Source organism: Comamonas sp. w2-DMI (assembly GCF_040187735.1).
GTDB classification, from domain to species: Bacteria; Pseudomonadota; Gammaproteobacteria; order Burkholderiales; family Burkholderiaceae_C; genus Comamonas; species Comamonas terrae.
Genome location: NZ_JBANEL010000001.1, coordinates 181,988 through 200,655 on the forward strand (window position 1 = coordinate 181,988; position 18,668 = coordinate 200,655).

Here is an 18,668-nt window from a genome sequence, read left to right on the forward strand (position 1 = left end):
CCGGGGCGCCTGCGCGTCCGGTTTTACCCTGCAAGGTCGGCATTTATTGTGAAAAGCCCGGCCTGCCTGCCCTGTGCGATACGCGCAAGGGCCCTGACCGGCTCAATAATGGCGGGCAGAAAAGAGCGGTGCCGCCACGTTCGGGTGCACGGTTGCCCCGGGTAAGCCGCTGATGGTATGTCTGACACTGTTGTTTTGCGCGGGCCCGAGCGGCCGGATTTGCTGCGCCACGAGGTGCTGGCCGACATCTTCGAGGCCACCGCTTCTGCCCATCCCGAGCAGACGGCGCTGATCGAGGGGCAGGGCCGGCAAGCGCGCCAGCGCAGCTATGCCGAGCTGGACGCCGATGCCGGCCGCGCCGCGCACCGGCTGATCGAGGCCGGCATCCGCCCCGGCGACATGGTGGGCCTGTGGCTGCCGCGCGGCATCGAGCTGCTCACGCTGCAGCTGGCCATTGCCAAGACCGGCGCGGCTTGGCTGCCCTTCGACGCCGAGACCCCGCCCGAGCGCATCGCCACCTGCCTGGAAGACGCCGCTGCCCGCGCGCTATTGACGGCGGAGCGCCAGGCGCAGGTGGTGCAGGAGCAGGAGGGCATTTCGGCCCGGATATTGACCGAAACCGAATTGCTCGCGCCGCTGCCTGCCGGCACCGTGCCGCGCCGGCGCGAAGGCGCGCTGCCCGAGCACCCGGCCTATGTGATCTACACCAGCGGCTCCACCGGCAAGCCCAAGGGCATCGCCATCACCCAGGGCAGCATCTGCCACTTCCTGCGCAGCGAGAACGCGCGCCTGGGCGTGCGCCTGGGCGACAAGGTCTACCAGGGCTTCTCGGTGGCCTTCGACATGTCGTTCGAGGAGATCTGGATCAGCTACCTCGTCGGCGCCACGCTGTGGCTGGCGCCGCGCGAGATCGCCGGCGACCCCGAGGCGCTGCCGCGCGCGCTGATCGAGCAGCAGGTGACGGTGCTGCACGCCGTGCCCACGCTGCTGGCGCTGTTCGCGCAGGACGTGCCCAGCCTGCGCCTCATCAACCTCGGCGGCGAGATGTGCCCGGAATCGCTGGTGGCGCGCTGGGCCAACCGGGATGGGGGTGGCACGCGGCAGATGTTCAACACCTACGGACCCACCGAGGCCACGGTGTCGGCCAGCCTGGCCGAGCTGAAGGCCGGGGAGCCGGTGACCATCGGCACGCCGCTGCCCAACTATGGTCTGGTGGTGGTGCAGGTGATCGAGCCCGACAGCTTTCCGGCGGGCACGGCACCCGCGCTGGTCGGCCTGCCGCAGGGCGAGATGGGCGAGCTGTGCATCACCGGCCCCGGCGTGGCCGCTGGCTACCTGGGCCGCCCCGATCTGACGGCCGAGAAGTTCCTTGCCAACCCCTGGGCCAGCGGCCCGCACGACACGCGCCTGTACCGCACCGGCGACCTGGCGCGCATCGACGAGCACGGCCAGATCCACTGCCTGGGCCGCGCCGACGACCAGGTCAAAATCCGGGGCTTTCGCGTCGAGCTGGGCGAGATCGAGGCCGTGCTGGCGCAGCAGCCGGGCGTGGGTACCACGGCGGTGCTGCTGCGCAAGGACGATGGCATGGACCAACTGGTGGCCTTCTATGTGCCCGCCGAGGTTCCGGGCGCCGCTGCGCCGCCCACGCATACGGCATTGCGCAGCGCGTTGGCCGAGCGCCTGCCGCCCTACATGGTGCCCGCGCGTTTCGAGACGCTGGCCGAGATGCCGCGCCTGACCTCGGGCAAGATCGACCGCAAGGCGCTCAAGGCGATGGCGCTGTCCACCGCGGTGGACCTGTCTGGATCCGACACGCCCGAGACCCCGGCCGAGGAAGTGCTGTTCGCCGCGCTGGCCCAGCTCTTCCCTGGCCAGCCCATCCGCCGCGCGCTGGATTTCTTCAGCGACCTGGGCGGGCATTCGCTGTTCGCGGCGCGGCTGACCTCGCTGTTGCGCGCCGATGCGCGCTTTGCCGAGGCTTCGGTCAGCAACATCTATCAGCAGCGCCGCGTCGGCGCGATCGCCGAGGCGCTGCAGGCAGCCATGCCGCAGGGCGATGCGGTAGCAGCCGAGAGGCCGTTCCGCATCCACTCCGCATGGCGGCGCTGGCGCTGCGGCGCGGCGCAGGCGGTAGCGATCCCGCTGCTGGTGCTGATCAAGATGGCGCAGTGGCTGGCGCCGTTCTTCACCTACCACTTCTTCACCGGCGACGAATCGGATTCCGTCGCCTTCGCCGTCGCCATGTCGGTGCTGGCGTTCGCCATCGCCACGCTGGCCGAGTTCGCCATCGCCTGGGCCGGCAAATGGCTGGTGGCCGGGCGCCTGAAGCCCGGGCGCTACCCGCTGTGGGGGCTGACCTACTTCCGCTGGTGGTTCGCCGACCGGCTGGTGGAGGCGGTGCCGATCGCCATGATCACCGGGTCGTCGCTGCACCCGCTGTGGCTGCGTGCGCTGGGCGCGAAGGTGGGGCGCGAGGCCAACCTCGGCTCGATGACGGTGCGCGCCCATGACCTGCTGGCCATCGGCGACGGCGTGAGCGTCGGCAATGCGGTCAACCTGGAGAACGCCCGCGTCGAGGGCGGCGAGCTGGTGCTGGGCCGCATAGACATCGGCAACGAGGCCTGCATAGGCTCGTACGTGGTGGTCGAGGGCAACACCCGGCTGGAAGACTGGTCTCACCTCGAAGGCCAGTCGGCGCTGGCCGATGGCATGGTGCTGCCGCCGCGGGCCATCTGGGCGGGTTCTCCTGCACGCGCCGTGGGCGATTTCGACCCTGCCAGCCTGCCGCCGCGCCAGGTCGTGGGGCATGTGCGCAAGGCCTGGGAGAAGTTCGTCTTCCTGGTCGGCGGACTGCTGGTGGCCACGCTGTTCTTCATGCCGGTGTTCCCCACCTTCATGCTGATCGACGTGCTCGACGTGGATGCAATCTCGGTGCGGCCGCTGATCGAGCAGGGCGTGGTCGACGCGGTGGGCGCGTTCGTGCTGCGCTTTCTGAAATTCTTCGTGCTCGCGCTGCCGTCCAGCGCGGTGCTGGTGGCCTGCACGGTGCTGGTGGCCGCGCTGGTGCGCTACCTGTTCCTGCCGCGCACCCGGGCCGGCAGCTGGTCGGTCCACAGCGGCCGCTACCTGGGCAAGTGGCTGGTCAACCAGATCCAGGAGGCCAGCCTGGCCACGCTGCACGGCATCTACGCCACGGTGTACTCGTCCACCTGGTACCGGCTGCTGGGCGCCAAGGTGGGCCGGCAGACCGAGCTGTCCACCGCGCTGGGCGTGGTGCCCGACATGCTGACGCTGGGCGACGAATGCTTTGTGGCCGACGCGGTGATGCTGGGCGACGAGCACATCGACGGCGGCTGGATGACGGTCAAGCCTACGGTGGTGTCGCGCCGCAGCTTCATCGGCAACGGCGCCTACGTGCCCGACGGCTCGACCATCCCCGAGAGCGTGCTCATCGGCGTGATGACCGCCGTGCCGCGCAACGCCGACATGCAAAGCGGCGACACCTGGCTGGGCGCGCCCGCCATCAACCTGCCGGCACGCGAGGTGGTCCAGGGCTACCCCGAGCACCTGACCTTCGCGCCCTCGCCCTGGCGGCGCCTGGGCCGCGGCCTGGTCGAGGCCTTCCGCATCGCGGCGCCGCATGCGCTGGTCATCGCCGTGGGCTATGCCATCGTGCTCGACGCCATGCCGCTGGCTTCCGAGGGGCGGTGGGGCGATGTGGTGGTGGACCTGGCCGTGTCGGGCGTGGTCTTCGGCATGGCGGCCTTCTTCCTGGTGGCGCTGTTCAAGTGGCTCACCGTGCGGCGCTACGACAAGAAGGCCGTGCCCATGTGGACGCCCTTCGTCTGGCTCTCCGAGGCCGCCACCAACATGTACGAAGGCATGGCCGTGCCCAACTTCCTGCGCTACCTGCGCGGCACGCCCTGGCTGCCGCTGGCCATGAACCTGATGGGCAGCCGCATTGCCGCCAGCGCCTGGCTGGATACCACCGACATCACCGAGCACGACTGCGTGACCATCGGCGCGCACAGCGAGCTGAACGCGCTGTGCTGCCCGCAGACCCACCTGTTCGAGGACCGCGTGATGAAGATCGACCATGTGGTGATCGGCAGCCGCGTGACCATGGGCGCCCGTTGCACCGTGCTGTACAGCGCCCGCGTGGGCGACGGCGTGAAGCTCGGCCCGCTGACCCTGGTGATGAAGGGCGAGGCCCTGCCCGCGCGCACGCGCTGGGAGGGCGCGCCGGCAGCCCCGGCCCGGGCCTGATGGCGATCCAGCCCTGCACCTTTGATGGCTGGCAGCAGGCCGGCGCACCGCAGGTGTGGCTGGCGCAAGGACTGGCAGAGGACCGCGATCAGGCGCGCCAGCAGGCTCGCGCCGCGTTGCGCGCCTGCCTGGCGCCGGCGCTGGGCTGTGGGGCAGATGCACTGCAGGTCACCAATGTGCGGGGCCAGGCGCCGCGGCTGCTGATGCGCGGCAGGCCGTTGCCCCAGTCGCATTGCTCCATCAGCCATGCGCCGGGGCTGGCGCTGCTGGCATGGCGCCGGGAAGGTCCGGTCGGTGTGGATATCCAGGCGCTGGATGGCTTTGCACCCCGCAGGGAGCTGGAAGCGGTGGCGCATCTGTTTCTGGCACAGGAAACTGCCAGGATGCTGATGAATACTGCGCCAGATGCTCTCTTTTTCGAGAAATTCACCCAGGCCTGGACGCTGCACGAAGCGCGTCTCAAATGCGCGGGCCTGGATCTGGTGGAGTGGAGCGAAAGGCTGCCGGCGCGGCTGGCGCAGATGCGCAGCGCGGCGGTGCCGCTGGCCCGGGGCTATGCAGGCGCCGTGGCCTGGCGGTGAAGGCCGCCCGCCGCCGCCCGCAGGATGCCGTTTCCCGCGCGCGGCCGATGGCCGTTATTCGACGGGGAAGGGATTGTCGGTCTGCTTGATCGTATACAGATCGCGGTTCTTGCCTTCGATCCACTTGGGCGGCTTGCCGCGGCCGGTCCAGGTCGCGCCGCTCTCGGGATCGTAGTACTTGGCCTCGACTCTTTTCTTTTCCTCGGGCTTCCAGGGAAAGACCTGCTGGGCGGTGAAGCCGAAGGTGCTGATCAGCTGCTTGACCGTGGCCAGCGCTTCCTTGGCCTCGGCATGGCGCGCCTGCTCGATGCGCTTGTCGAGCTCGTTTTTCTGGGCAAGTAGTTCCTGGTAGCTGGGCATGCTGTGATTCCTGGGGCCGCTGGTCACTGCAGAGGCCATTTTTGTTTCAAAACGTGCGATTTTGGGGCAGGCAGGACCGGCCTGCATTGTTGATGGTGCGTATTTACTTTTTGCATCATCTGGCCCGGAGCCGCCGGCCGGCTGCGCGGGCCGGGCGCGTCAGGCGGCCGCCTTTTCCTTGCCCCGGGCCAGGGCCTGCAGGGCTTCGCCCGTCAGGCGATAGCGTATCCATTCGTTCTGCGGCAGCGCGCCCAGGCTGTCGTAGAACTCGATGGAGGGCGTGTTCCAGTCCAGCACGCTCCATTCGAAGCGCCCGCAGTCGCGCTCCACGGCAATCTGCGCCAGATGCTGCAACAAAGCCTTGCCTGCGCCATGGCCGCGCGCATCGGGCGTGACATACAGGTCTTCGAGGTACAGCCCGTGCTGTCCCAGCCAGGTGGAATAGTTGAAGAAGTAGACCGCAAAGCCGACGGGCCGGCCTTCGGCTTCGCAGATCAGGCCGAAGACCGACGGATTCGCGCAGAACAGCGTGCGCCGTACATGCTCGGGCGTGGCCAGCACTTCATGCTCGGCTTTTTCGTAGATGGCCAGCTCGCGGACAAAGTGCAGGATGAGGTCTGTGTCTTGCTCGGTGGCGGGGCGGATGATGGCTTTGCTCATGCACCAAAATATAGAAGAAAACGCCCGCAGGCGCTTTCTCCACCTGCGGTAGCAGCTATGTTTTTGGGGTCAAGCACTGCGGGCTGCCGCCGGTCGTTCCCGTGGCTGCTCGTTCGACAGCGCAATGGGCAGGAACTGGCACAGGATCTGGAAATGGTCCTCGAAGAATTCGCCTTCCATCTGCGGCAGGTCGGCCACCGGCACCCAGCGCGCCTGCGCCGCATCGTCGGCGCCCTGCACGGGCGGCAGGCCGGGCTGAACGCCCAGGTCCAGATAGTGCACATGGGTGATGGTGCGCCCGCGCAGGCTGCGGTCGGGATGGTCGAAGACCTGCACGGTCTGCAGCGCGGCCAGCAGGTCGGCCTCGCTGATGGCCGAGCAGGTCTCCTCGCGCAGCTCGCGCACGCAGGATTGCCAGAGGCTGTCGCGTTGCTCGAGAAAACCGCCGGGCAGTGCCCAAAGGCCCTTGCCGGGCGCATGGCCGCGCTGGATCAGCAGCACCTGGTCATGGCCGCGCGGATCCTTGCTCGGTATGCGGCAGCGCAGCAGCGCGTCCACGGTCACGAAGACCGGCGCATAGGGGGCTTGGGACCAGGCCTGTTTGTAGGCGCTGAGCATGCGCCATTCCTGCTGCATGCGGGCGTAAAGCGGCGTCTGCGCCCACCGGCGCAGGAATTGCAGCGTGCTGTCGGGCACCTGGGCGGACAGCCGGGCCAGTGCCGACTCCAGCGCCTGAGGCGAGGCGTCGCCATCGCCCAGGAAAATGTCGCGCAGCGGCGTGGCATCGAACTGGCCCAGGCGCGGCAGGCTGATCAGCTCCCAGCCCGGAAAGCGCGCCAGGTAGCTGCTGCTCGCATCCTTGAAATGGCCGACCAGCGCCACGCTGGCGCCTTCGGGCACATGGGCTCCGACGGCGTCGCGCACGGCCTGCACCCACAGCGGCTCGTTGTAGTAGTCGCGCACGGGCACGCAGTGCACGCGTCTGGCGTCGTCCGGCGAAAGCGCTTCGTGCAGCATCTGCGCGCGCTCCTGCCAGCTGAAGGGGTTCTTGGGATTGGGCGCCTGCCAGGCGCTGCCCAGCACCACCACCACCTGGCGGGCCCGCTCCAGCGCCGCATGCAGCAGCGCCATGTGGCCGTTGTGCAGCGGCTGGAAGCGCCCGATCAGCACGGCCGTATGCACCGGCGTGGACGTGGGCAGGGTTTCGGGCGAGGCGGTGACCAGGCGGGTGCTGGAGAGGGAGGCGCTGGCTTGTGGCATGGGATGGAAGCGAAATGGGGAGTCGGCTGGCGACCCCGGGAGTCTGGAGGCGTTGAAGTTACTCGTAGTGTGCAGCAATCGGCATCTGCCGGCCCGTTCCGAAGGCGCGCGGCCGCACGCGCAGCATGGGCGGTGCCTGGCGGCGCTTGTATTCGCTGCGGAAGACGAGCTTTTGCACGCGGGCAATCAGCTCGCTGCCGCCGGGCTGCTCCCGGAGCTGGGCCACGAACTGTGCGGCATGCTCGTATTCGGCGCCGGACAGGTGGTGGCCCTCGATCTGCCATTTGAGGATTTCGTCGAGCACCGGGTAGGGCGGCAGGCTGTCCTCGTCCTTCTGGCCTGGCGCCAGTTCTGCCGACGGCGGCTTGGCGATGATGGCCTGAGGGATCAGCTCGCGGCCCGCGCGCTCGTTGATGTGGCGCGACAGCGCGAACACCTCGGTCTTGTACAGGTCGCCCAGCAGGCCCAGGCCGCCGTTGGTGTCGCCGTACAGCGTGCAATAGCCCACGGAGACTTCGGACTTGTTGCCCGTGGTCAGCAGCAGGTGGCCGAAGGCGTTGGAAAACTCCATCAGCGTGGTGCCGCGCGCGCGGGCCTGCAGGTTCTCCAGAGCCAGTCCCTGGAGCGGTTCGCCGAAGCTGGCCTCGAACTGGCGCGCATAGGTGTCGACCAGCTCCTTGATCGGATGCTCGTAGAGCCGTATGCCCAGATTGCGGCACAGCTGCACCGAGTCGTCCACCGAGCCGCTGGACGAGTAGCGCGAGGGCATGGTGATGGCCACCACGTTGTCGGCGCCCAGCGCATCCACGGCCAGGGCCAGGGTCAGCGCCGAATCGATGCCGCCCGAGCTGCCCACCACCACCTGCCGGAAGCCGCAGCGACGCGCATAGTCGCGCAAGCCCAGCACGATCTGCTGGCGGTAGAACTCCATGGTGGGCAGGCCCTGGGCCGCGACCGGCGGCAGCGGCTCGCCGCCCAGTGCGAGAAAGCGCCCCTGCTCGTCCAGTTCCAGCGTGCAGACATCCTCCTCGAAGCGCCTGGCCTCGAACACCACGCCACGGTCGGGAACGACGGCGAACGAGGCGCCGTCGAACACGATCTGGTCCTGGCCGCCGATCTGGTTCACATAGAGGATGGACAGGCCGTGGCGCTGCGCGGCCTGGGCGAACACCTCGTGGCGCTGCTCGCGCTTGCCCAGATGGCTGGGGCTGGCATTGATGCTCACGACCAGGTCCGGCGCCGCATCGCCCATGCGCACAAAGGGGTTGGTGGCGTAATCCGCGCCCCGGTCGTTCCAGCCGTCTTCGCAGACCAGAAAACCGACCTGGCTGCTGCCGATGCGCAGCACCTTGGCGGTATCGGCGCCGGGCTCGAAGTGGCGGCGCTCGTCGAAGATGTTGTAGGTGGGCAGCAGCTGCTTGTCGTAGCGCAGGCGGATCTGGCCGTTGTGCAGCACCAGCAGGCTGTTGTGCAGCGGCTTGCCCGGGCCCTGGGCGCGCGTGGGCGCGCCGACCACCCAGTGCAGCTGCGGGAACTCCCGCGTGGCCTGCAGCAGGTCGTGCAGGCCCTGCTGCAGGCGCTGCAGGAAGTCGGACTCGTCCAGCATGTCGCCGGGGTAGTAGCCGCACAGCGACAGCTCGGAGAAGACCACCAGTTGGGCGCCGTCGCGGTGGGCCTGGCGTGCGGCCTCCGTCATGCGCCGGATGTTGCCGGCGATGTCTCCGACCATGTAGTTCAGTTGGGCGATGGTGACGCGCAGCATGGTTCTCTCCTGGTTAGCGGTGGATGGCTGTGCCGCAGGCCTGGGCGACGGGATCGGGAATGCCGAAGACCTGGCGCAGATAGGCCAGATAGGTCTCGTCGTTGCACAGCGTCTTGCCCGGCGAGTCGGATATCTTGGCCACGGGCTGGCCGTTGGCGCGGGTGAGCTTCATCACGATGTTGATGGTGGTCAGGCCCATGTCGTTGGTCAGTCGCGTGCCTATGCCGAAGCCGCACTGGATGCGGTCGGCGAAGCGGTGGTACAGGGCCAGCGCCATGTCCAGGTCCAGCCCGTCCGAGAACACCAGGCGCTTGTTCTGCGGATCGATGCGCAGCCGGGCGTAGTGGGCCAGGGCCTTTTCGCCCCATGCGAACGGATCGCCCGAGTCGTGGCGCAGGCCGTCGAACAGCTTGGCGAAATACATGTCGAAGTCGGCTAGGAAGGCATCCATGCCCACGGTGTCGGTCAGCGCGATGCCCAGGTCGCCGCGGTATTCCTGCACCCAGTCCTCCAGCGCGGCGGTCTGGAAGTCGCGCAGCCGCACGCCCAGGGCCTGGTAGCTTTGCAGGTATTCATGGGCCATGGTGCCGATGGGCACCAGGTTCAGGTCGCGCGCCAGCAGCACGTTCGAAGTGCCCTTGAACCACTGCGAGGTCTCCTGGGCGAATGCCTGCACCACCTCGCGCTGCCAGGCGCCCGAATAGCGGCGGCGCACGCCGAAGTCGAACAGCTCGAAGGGGTTGCGCAGCCTGGCTTCCACGGCCAGGTGCTTGAGCTGCCCGATCTTGCTGGCCAGGCGCCTGCGGCCTTCCGCCAGGGCGGCCTCGGCATCGAAGCGGCGGAAGTACAGCTCGTTGACGATGGCCAGCACATAGATCTCGAAGCCCATCACATGCACCTGCGGGCCGCGCGCCACGATGTGCAGGGTGTCGCCCTCGGCCCAGGCGCGGATGAAGGCGCGCTGGAACTGGAAGATGCGCAGGAAGTCGATGAAGTCGCTCTTCATGAAGCGCAGGCTGCCGATATAGGCCAGCTCGTCGGGCGCGAAGCGCAGAGCGCACAGCGCGTCGAGTTCGCGCTCCACCTCGGGCAGCAGCTCGGCCAGCGGAAAGGCCGTGGGCGTGCGGCAGACGAATTCGTATTCGGCCTCGGTCTGCGGGTGGCGGTGCAGCATGGCCTGCCACATGGTGAATTTGTAGAGGTCCGTGTCCAGCAGGCTGGTGATGATGGGTGTCATGCCGGTTTTTCTTGAAAATGTGAGCTGCGAGCGCTTGACGGACAAGCGTTCGAGGCCTTTTGGGCTTAGAGGGAAAAGCTGGCGCTGGTCTCGCAGCGTACACCGAGCGCGCGCATCTGCTGCAGGAAGCCGGCATGGGCCTGCTCGAAGCCGCCCACGGGGCTCATGCAATCCGTCAGCAGCACGATGCGCCCGTGGTCCTGGCTGCCCCATTGGTCCACGATGTGCTGCGTGGTGGCGCGCACGCAGTGGCTGCTGGCCTCGCCGGCGATCACCAGCGTGCCGCTTTCGCGCAAGCGCTGCAGCAGCGCGGTGTTGAGGCCGGTTTCGGCGTCCTGCGGGTCGGGCACTTCGGCGCGGATGGCGCTGTAGTGCTCGGTCCAGGGATTCATGCCCTTGAACACATGGTGCACGGCGCGCTGCCGGGTCTGCTGCCACCGGCGGCAGGCCGCCAGGATGTCGGCGTGCACGCCATGGCCCCAGCTGCCGATCTCGCAGTGCAGGGGCCACACCATGAGGGTGTAGCTGCCCTGGGCCTCGAGCGCATCCAGATACGCCAGTGTGCGCGGCAGGACGGCGGCATCCCGGGGGAGAAAGTCGTCGGCGCGCACCTGGGCGGCGGTGATGGCTGTGAAGGGCGCTACCGGCTCGCCGCCGCGCTGCTGCCAGAAAGCCGGATGGGCGATGTCGTAGGCCTGGTGGGAGTCCAGCGTCACCGTGATCTGGCCGAGCGCACTGCCTTGCCGGTCAATCCAGTGCGCGAGGCGTTGCATGTCGGCATGGGCGCCGGCCACAGGCAAGCTGGGGGCAACCGCCTCTCCCGTCAGCGGCGAGACAGGCCACCAGCTGCGGGGCAGGTCGCAGAAGTCGTTCTGGGGGTCGATGATGAGTAACTGGGTGCTGTGGCTCATGCTGCGCTCCTTGGATGCCTTGCAGTCTACGCTTGTTAAATTAATTCTGCAACTAACTAATTTTGAAATTGTCTGCAGAGCGGGAAAGCAATTGTTAATTTGCTGATGGCATACTGCAGTCCAATGATTGGTCTTGGTAAAAAAATGATCCAAACTGAAGACAAGCATGCCCATGTGCTGGTCAGCGTGGATGTGGTCGTGCTGACCCTGGTGGAGCGCGAGCTGAACGTGGTGCTGGTGCAGCGCGCCCGCGCGCCGTTTGCCGGCGTCTGGGCGCTGCCCGGCGGCTACATCCATGCCGACGAGGATGCCGATGCCAAGGCCAGCGCCGCACGCGTGCTCAGGACCAAGGCCGGCATGGAGGGCGCCTATCTGGAGCAGCTGGCCACGTTCACAGGGCCGGCACGCGACCCGCGCGGCTGGTCGGTGGCCATTGCCTATTGCGCGCTGATCCCGCTGGAGAGCCTGCCCACGCAGCGCGCGGACCTCAAGGTCGTGCCCGTGCATGCCGTGGGCCAGCTGCCTTTCGACCATGCCCAGATCCTGCAGGCGGCGCTGGCGCGCGTGCGCAGCAAGAGCCAGTATTCCTCGCTGCCGGTGCACTTCTGCGGCGACGCATTCACCTTGCCGCAGCTGCAGCAGGTGTACGAGAGCATTCTGGGCGAGCCGCTCAACAAGGTGAGCTTCCGGCGCAAGATGGACGAGATGCAGCTGCTGGAGCCCGTGCCCGGAGCCCTGCAGGGCGGCGGGGCCCACCGGCCGGCCCAGCTCTATCGCGTGCGCCCGGCGTTCCGCCAGGAGCTGGCGCTGAGCACGCGCGGGCTGTAGCGCCGCAGCACGGACCTACGCCGCAGCGAACAGCTCCTGGGGCTGCGCCGCATCGGCCCATCTTTCCCGGATCTGCCGGATCTCGGGCATGCAATCGAGAAACAGCGCTGCCAGTTCCGGGTCGAAATGCCCCCCGCTTTCACTGCGGATCAGCTCCAGTGCCTGTTCCACGGACCAAGCCGGCTTGTAGGGGCGCACGCTGGTCAGCGCGTCGAAGACATCGGCCAGCGCCACGATGCGGGCCGCATGGGGAATGGCCTCGCCGGCCAGGCCGTGGGGGTAGCCGCTGCCGTCCCATTTTTCATGGTGGTGGAGCGCGATGGTGGCCGCCAGGCGCAGCAGGCCCGACGGATGGTGGCCGATGATGCGCGCACCGATGACCGTGTGCTGGCGCATGACGTCCCACTCCTGCGCAGTGAGCTTGCCCGGCTTGCGCAGGATGGCATCGGGAATGCCGATCTTGCCCACATCGTGCATGGGCGCGGCATGCAGCAGCTCGTTGGCGGCGCGCTCGCTGTAGCCGGCGGCCAGTGCCAGCGTTCTGGCGAAATGGCTCATGCGGATCACATGCAGGCCGGTTTCGTTGTCCTTGTATTCGGCGGCCGTGCCCAGGCATTGCACGATCTGCAGGCGTGTCTCCTGCAATTCCTGCGCATGCACCAGCGACAGATGGGTGCGCACGCGCGCCTGGACGATGTGGGGATTGAAGGGCTTGGTGATGTAGTCGACCGCGCCCAGCTCCAGTCCCTGCTGCTCGTTGGCCGCCTCGGTCAGGGCGGTCACGAAGATCACCGGTATGGCGCTGGTCTGCGGGCTCTGCTTCAGGGCCTTGCAGACTTCGTAGCCGGACAGGCCGGGCATCATGATGTCCAGCAGGATCAGGTCGGGGCGCTCGGTATGCGCCAGCTCCAGCGCGGACTGGCCGCTCTTGGCAAACAGCAGGCGGTAGTGCTGTTGCAGGGTATGGCGCAGAACCTGCAGATTGGTGGGCTCGTCATCGACCAGCAGCAGTGTGGGCCGGGGTTCGGACAGGTGGGGCATGGCGGGCTTTCAGGGGGCAACGCTGAGGCTGCGTTCACCGAGCAGCTGCTGCAGCAGGGCATGGGCCTGGCGGAATTCGAAGGCCTCCACGGCCGCGCGCAGGCTTTGGGCCTGGCTGCGCCGTTGCTGCATCTCCAGTCCGGTGCAGACCTGGTCGAGCAGCGTGTCGTCGAGTTCGCTGCGGGCCAGCATGGACAGCAGCGATTGCATGGCGGGCAGCAGGTCCTCGGCCCGTGGCAAGGCCTGTGCAGCTTCGGCGGTGGTGGCTGCGTTGCCGTGGCGCTGGGATACTGCCTGGCGTGCCAGCTGCAGCTTGGCAAGCAGCTGCGGCATCTGCGCCAGCACGGCTGTGCGCTGCTTTTCGCGCGCCAGTGTTTCCAGCTGGCCGGCCAGCTGTGCAATGTCGGCAAGCGCGAGATTGCCTGTGGCGCCCTTGAGCCCATGCAGGCTGAAGACGGTTTGCTCCCAGTCGATCTCGGCGACGGCGGCTGCCGGCAGCGGATATTTTTCCAGCGCGGTATCGAGGAACTGTTCGATGGCCCGCGCCAGCCGGGCCTCGCTGCCCCAGAGCAGGGCGCCGCGGCCCCAGTCGATGACCGATGCCGGCGCCAGGGCCGGGCCGATGGCCGCCTGCGGCGTATGCAGCGCTGCGTTCTGCGGGATATCCAGCACCTGGGCCATCTCCGCGAACAGGCGCGGCACGTCCAGCGGCTTGATCGCAAAACCGTCCATGCCGGCCTGCAGCGCAGCGCGGCGGTCGTCGGCCATGACGCTGGCGGTCAAGGCAATCACGGGTGTGCGCGTGCGCCCCGTGGCCCGCTCGTGCTGGCGCAGCAGGCGGGTAGCCTGCAGGCCGTCGGTGCCCGGCATGTGCACGTCCATGAGCACGATGTCGAAAGGCCCGGACTTGAATTTCTCCACGGCTTCGGCGCCGTCGCGGGCCATGGCCACCCGGTGGCCGGCATTTTCCAGCATCAGCGACAGCAGCTCCAGATTCTGCGGAATGTCGTCGGCAATGAGCACGTGCAAGGCCGGCAACTGTACCTGCGCAGCTTCGGGGGGCGCAGCAGCAGGTCCCTGGGCCACCGGCAGAGGCAGCCAGACATGAAAGGTGCTGCCCTGGCCGAACAGGCTCTCGACCTCGATGCGGCCGCCCATGAGTTCGGCCAGCTGGCGCGCGATCGATGTTCCCAGGCCGGTGCCGCCAAAGCGCCGGCTGATGGATGCATCGGCCTGGGTGAAGGGGGTGAAGATGGCTTCGATCTGCTGGGGCGTCATGCCGATGCCGCTGTCGCGCACCTGGACGTGGACCATGTCCTGCTCCCGCGAGAAGATCACGTCCACGGTGCCGCTTTCGGTGAACTTGATGGCATTGCCCACGAGGTTGGTCAGTATCTGCAGCAGCCGCAGCGGATCGCCCAGGTAATGCTCGGGCATGCCGGCCGGGTAGTGCGTTGCCAGCACCAGATGCTTGGCCTGGGCGCCCAGCCGCAGCGAGGACTCGATCTGCATGGCCAGGCCCTTGAGCGAGAACGTGGTCTGCTCCAGTTCGAGGCGCCCTTTCTCCATCTTGGTGGTGTCGAGGATGTCGTTGATCAGCCGCAGCAGTGAGCGCGAGGACTGGCGGATGGTGTTGAGATGGCTGCGCTGGGCGGGCGTCAGGTCGTCCCTGAGCAGCAGCTCCGTGAAGCCGATGATGGAATTCATCGGCGTGCGGATTTCATGGCTCATGTTTGCCAGGAAGCTGCTCTTGGTCGCGGTGGCCTGTTCGGCGCGTTCGGCTGCCTCGCGCAGCGAGGCTTCCAGGGCATGGCGGTCGCTGATGTCCGTCACGAAGCCCACGAACAGCAGCTCGCCCGGCAGCTCGACGCGGCCCACGGCCAGGCGCATGGGCAGCAGGCTGCCGTTCTTGCGCAGCCCCATGACTTCGCGGCCGGTGCCGATGATCTTGGGGTCGCCCGTGGTGCGGTAGTTGCGCAGATAGCTGTCGTGCTTCGATTGATCGGGCTCGGGCATCAGCATCTTGATGTTCTTGCCCGTCACCTCGGCTGCGCTCCAGCCGAAAAGCCGCTCCGCCGAATGGTTGAAGCTCTTGATCAGGCCGCGGCTGTCGATGGTGATGATGCCGTCGACGGCCGTGTCGAGAATGGCGCGCAGGCGCGAGCGGCTGTCGTCCACCTGGCGGTAGAGCTCGCGCGTGCGGATCAGCCCGTTGAGCGCAGCCACCATCACGGCCACCGTGATGGTGAAGGACGAAAGCCCCAGCGATGCATAAGTGGTATTGAGCAGCAGCCCCGGCTCGGCGGGGCCGGGAAAGCCGGAAAAACGCACGGCCGCCATGCCTGTGTAGTGCATGCCGGCAATGGCCAGCCCCATCGTGCTTCCTGCGGCATAGAAGCGCTGGTGGGCGCTGAGGCGGGTCTGCCGCAGGCCGTAGCGCACCCAGAGGGCCAGCGTGGCCAGGACCACGGCAACCACGATGGAAAGCGCGAAGGTGAATGGTTCGTAGCGCATTTGCAGCGAGGTCTGCATGGCCGCCATGCCGCTGTAGTGCATGGTGCCGATGCCGGCGCCCACCAGCGTGCCGCTGGCCAGCAGCTGGGGTCTGCTGACATGGCGCTGGGCCAGTATGCGCAATGCGCACCAGGAGGCGATGCAGGCCGGCAGCAGAGACAGCAGCGTCAGCCCCGTCGCGTAATGCACGCCCGTGGGCAGCTCGTAGGCCAGCATGCCGATGAAGTGCATGGTCCAGATGCCGCCGCCCAGGGCCAGGGCTCCGGTGCCGAGGGCGATATGCCGGTAGAGCGCGCTTTCGGTCCGGCGAGCCGTCTGTGCGGTCTGCAGGGCCATCGTGGCGGAGAACATGGATACGAAGACGGACAGCAGCACCAGGCCGGGGTCATGCGACCCATGCAGATACGAGGCATGGGTCGTCGTATCGATGAAGAAATCCCTCAACGCCTCCATTGCTTCTGGCTCCCGGGTTCAAGGTTGGTCGGCTGGGCGCACCTTTGCTCGAAATGGTGGCTTCAGTTCTATCGGCAGGCGGGCTGAAAAATGAAGCATCCTGGATGGCGGAGGATGAAATGGCAGGCGTCATTTGGAGCGCAGGGAGGACGCAGGCAATAAAAAAAAAGCATGCGCGAGGCATGCTTTTTCAGTGGAGACCCGGGGGATCAACAGCAGCGCACCGGGCGGCCGGAGCCGCCGCCGTAACGTGCATTGATGCGCTCCTTGAAGAACTCCTCATAGCTCATGTAGGGCTGGCCCGGATGGGTCTGCTCCATATGACGCACATAAGTGCCGTAGTCGGGCATGCCCACCATCATGCGGGCGGCCTGGCCCAGATAGCTTCCGGCTTGCTTCAGCTGTTGCAGATTGAACATGCTCATCTCCTGGCGTTTCAGGCGCTGCCCGCCGATGCCGGCATGGGCTGGAATGGCGTTTCCCTGTCGGTGCGGCCGCTGTGCTTGCGCGCCTGCAGGCAGACCCTGACAGAGTAGACCAGGACGCTTAGCACCACCAGCAAAAAGATGGCTGTGAGCGTGGCATTGGTATAGGCGTTGAAGGCGATGGCCTTCATCTGCTCCATGCTCTTGGCGGGTGCCAGCAGCTGGCCCGAGGCGACGGCCTCGCTGTACTTCCTGCCCAGGCTGGTGAAGCCCACGGCGGGATTGGCGTCGAACAGCTTGATCAGGCTGGCGGCCGAGGTGCACAGCACCAGCCAGGCCGCGGGCAGGGCCGTGACCCAGGCGTACCGGCCGCGCTTCATCTTGACCAGCACCACGGTACCCAGCATCAGTGCCAGCGCGGCCAGCATCTGGTTGGAGATGCCGAACAGCGGCCACAGCGTGTTCACGCCGCCCAGCGGGTCGACCACGCCCTGGTACAACAGCCAGCCCCACATGGCCACGCAGCCGCCGGTGCCGACGATGTTGGCGCCCCAGGAGTCGGTCTTCTTGAGCGCGGGCACGAAGTTGCCCAGCAGGTCCTGCAGCATGAAGCGGCCTGCGCGCGTGCCGGCATCCACGGCCGTCAGGATGAACAGCGCCTCGAACAGGATGGCGAAGTGGTACCAGAAGGCCATGGTGTCCTCGCCCGGCAGCACCTGATGCAGGATGAAGGCAATGCCCACGGCCAGCGTGGGCGCGCCGCCGGCGCGCGCGAGGATGGTGTGCTCACCCACGTCCTTGGCGACCTGGTTGAGCTGCTCGGGCGTGATGTGGAAGCCCCACTGGCTCACGGCCGCGGCCACGCTTTGCGCATCGCTGCCCACCAGGGCCGCGGGGCTGTTCATCGCGAAATAGACGCCGGGCTCGATCACGCAGGCCGCGACCATGGCCATGATGGCCACGAAGGATTCCATCAGCATGCCGCCGTAGCCGATGTAGCGGGCGTTGACCTCGTTGTCCAGCAGCTTGGGCGTGGTGCCCGAGGAGATCAGCGCATGGAAGCCCGATACCGCGCCGCAGGCGATGGTGATGAACAGGAAGGGGAACATGCTGCCCTTCCAGACCGGACCCGTGCCGTCGACGAACTGCGTGAGCGCAGGCATCTTGAACTGCGGCGCCACGAACAGAATGCCCAGGGCCAGGCCGACGATGGTGCCGATCTTGAGAAAGGTTGATAGATAGTCGCGCGGCGCCAGCAGCAGCCATACGGGCAGCAGCGAGGCAACGGCGCCGTAGCCGATCAGCATCCACGTGATTTGGATGCCGGTGAAGGTGAAGACCGGGGCCCATTCGGGGCTGGCCGCCACCTTGCCGCCGGCCCAGATGGACAGCAGCAGCAGGACCAGGCTGACGATGGAGATTTCGCCGATGCGGCCCGGGCGGATGTAGCGCATGTACACGCCCATGAACAGCGCGATCGGAATCGTCGCCATCACGGTGAACATGCCCCAGGGGCTCTCGGCCAGGGCCTTGACCACGATCAGCGCCAGCACGGCCAGGATGATGATCATGATCATGTAGGCGCCGAAGAGGGCGATGGTGCCGGGCACCTGGCCCATTTCCTCGCGCACCAGCTCGCCCAGCGAGCGGCCGTTGCGGCGCGTGGAGATGAACAGCACCATGAAGTCCTGCACCGCGCCGGCCAGCACCACGCCGGCGATCAGCCACAGCGTGCCGGGCAGGTAGCCCATTTGCGCGGCCAGCACAGGCCCTACCAGCGGGCCGGCGCCGGCAATGGCGGCAAAGTGGTGGCCGAACAGGATGTGCTTGTTGGTGGGCACATAGTCCAGGCCGTCGTTGTGGAGCACCGCGGGCGTGGCGCGGTGGGGGTCCAGGCCCATCACCTTGGTGGCGATGAACAGGCTGTAGTAGCGGTAGGCCACGAGATAGATGCTGACGGCCGCGGCCACCAGCCAGATGGCGTTGATGGCTTCGCCCCGCCGCAGGGCGACCACGCCCAGGCAGCCGGCGCCCGCGATGGCCAGCGCAATCCAGCCTGCGTGACTCGACCAGCTTTTCTCTTGTTGCTGCATGTGAGTTCCTTGGTTTGACGACTTCACTTGGAATGGGCGTCAACGGCAAGCGGCGTGCACAGGTGCGGGCCGGAGCCAAGGCGATTGCGGCTTCGCCCGGACCTGTGCAGGCTGCTTTCCGGGCCTGCCTCGGGCATGCCCTGCCCATTCGCGCAGTGTATGAAGGTAAGCCTGCAAGGAATTGACAAGCTATGGGATTTTGCTTAAGGGATAACCCTTGCTTGCCGCACGTTCCATAGGCCTGTGCCCAACAGGCAGGGCATGAAAAAAGCCG

13 protein-coding genes are annotated in these 18,668 nt (G+C 67.2%); 3 read left to right on the forward strand and 10 right to left on the reverse strand.

Features of this window, described 5'->3' with window-relative positions:
• Window positions 1–177 precede the first annotated feature (177 nt).
• Together V8Z74_RS00780 and V8Z74_RS00785 are read left to right on the forward strand one after the other, a co-directional pair.
• Window positions 178–4,269 carry a Pls/PosA family non-ribosomal peptide synthetase gene (locus V8Z74_RS00780; RefSeq protein ID WP_349707437.1) on the forward strand — a complete coding sequence of 1,364 codons (4,092 nt, stop codon included), beginning with the start codon at window positions 178–180 and terminating at the stop codon, window positions 4,267–4,269.
• Window positions 4,269–4,850: a 4'-phosphopantetheinyl transferase family protein gene (locus V8Z74_RS00785; protein ID WP_349707439.1), complete on the forward strand. Its 582-nt coding sequence runs from the start codon at window positions 4,269–4,271 to the stop codon at window positions 4,848–4,850. The genes V8Z74_RS00780 and V8Z74_RS00785 overlap by 1 nt, the downstream gene beginning before the upstream one ends.
• Window positions 4,851–4,904: 54 nt before the next feature.
• Here the strand turns inward: V8Z74_RS00785 and V8Z74_RS00790 are convergent, their stop codons facing one another.
• The 6 genes from V8Z74_RS00790 to V8Z74_RS00815 form a co-directional block, all read right to left on the reverse strand.
• On the reverse strand, window positions 4,905–5,210 hold the full coding sequence (locus V8Z74_RS00790) for an H-NS histone family protein (protein WP_066474068.1): 306 nt from the start codon (window positions 5,208–5,210) through the stop codon (window positions 4,905–4,907).
• A gap of 159 nt (window positions 5,211–5,369) precedes the next feature.
• Complete coding sequence (locus V8Z74_RS00795) at window positions 5,370–5,870, reverse strand: GNAT family N-acetyltransferase (protein ID WP_349707440.1); 501 nt, start codon at window positions 5,868–5,870, stop codon at window positions 5,370–5,372.
• 69 nt (window positions 5,871–5,939) lie between these two features.
• Window positions 5,940–7,130: a bifunctional nicotinamide-nucleotide adenylyltransferase/Nudix hydroxylase gene (locus V8Z74_RS00800; RefSeq protein ID WP_066473695.1), complete on the reverse strand. Its 1,191-nt coding sequence runs from the start codon at window positions 7,128–7,130 to the stop codon at window positions 5,940–5,942.
• A 58-nt stretch (window positions 7,131–7,188) separates the two neighbouring features.
• Window positions 7,189–8,892 carry an NAD+ synthase gene (locus V8Z74_RS00805; RefSeq protein WP_349707441.1) on the reverse strand — a complete coding sequence of 568 codons (1,704 nt, stop codon included), beginning with the start codon at window positions 8,890–8,892 and terminating at the stop codon, window positions 7,189–7,191.
• A 13-nt stretch (window positions 8,893–8,905) separates the two neighbouring features.
• On the reverse strand, window positions 8,906–10,129 hold the full coding sequence (pncB, locus tag V8Z74_RS00810; RefSeq protein ID WP_066473690.1) for a nicotinate phosphoribosyltransferase: 1,224 nt from the start codon (window positions 10,127–10,129) through the stop codon (window positions 8,906–8,908).
• Between the two features lie 65 nt (window positions 10,130–10,194).
• The gene (locus V8Z74_RS00815) at window positions 10,195–11,040 is read right to left on the reverse strand and encodes a cysteine hydrolase family protein (RefSeq protein WP_349707443.1); all 846 of its coding nucleotides are present in this window, start codon (window positions 11,038–11,040) and stop codon (window positions 10,195–10,197) included.
• A gap of 144 nt (window positions 11,041–11,184) precedes the next feature.
• Between V8Z74_RS00815 and V8Z74_RS00820 the strand changes: the two genes are divergently transcribed.
• The gene (locus V8Z74_RS00820; protein WP_349707444.1) at window positions 11,185–11,868 is read left to right on the forward strand and encodes an NUDIX hydrolase; all 684 of its coding nucleotides are present in this window, start codon (window positions 11,185–11,187) and stop codon (window positions 11,866–11,868) included.
• 15 nt (window positions 11,869–11,883) lie between these two features.
• Here the strand turns inward: V8Z74_RS00820 and V8Z74_RS00825 are convergent, their stop codons facing one another.
• From V8Z74_RS00825 to V8Z74_RS00840, 4 genes are all read right to left on the reverse strand, one after another.
• Complete coding sequence (locus tag V8Z74_RS00825; RefSeq protein WP_066473682.1) at window positions 11,884–12,909, reverse strand: response regulator; 1,026 nt, start codon at window positions 12,907–12,909, stop codon at window positions 11,884–11,886.
• A gap of 9 nt (window positions 12,910–12,918) precedes the next feature.
• Window positions 12,919–15,876: an MHYT domain-containing protein gene (locus V8Z74_RS00830; RefSeq protein ID WP_349707446.1), complete on the reverse strand. Its 2,958-nt coding sequence runs from the start codon at window positions 15,874–15,876 to the stop codon at window positions 12,919–12,921.
• Window positions 15,877–16,085: 209 nt separating this feature from the next.
• Entirely contained in the window at window positions 16,086–16,295 is a 210-nt protein-coding gene (locus V8Z74_RS00835) for a YbdD/YjiX family protein (RefSeq protein WP_066474063.1), read from the reverse strand.
• A 17-nt stretch (window positions 16,296–16,312) separates the two neighbouring features.
• Window positions 16,313–18,394 (reverse strand): carbon starvation CstA family protein, encoded by a 2,082-nt coding sequence (locus V8Z74_RS00840; protein ID WP_066473672.1) that lies wholly within the window; start codon window positions 18,392–18,394, stop codon window positions 16,313–16,315.
• Between the last annotated feature and the right edge of the window lie 274 nt (window positions 18,395–18,668).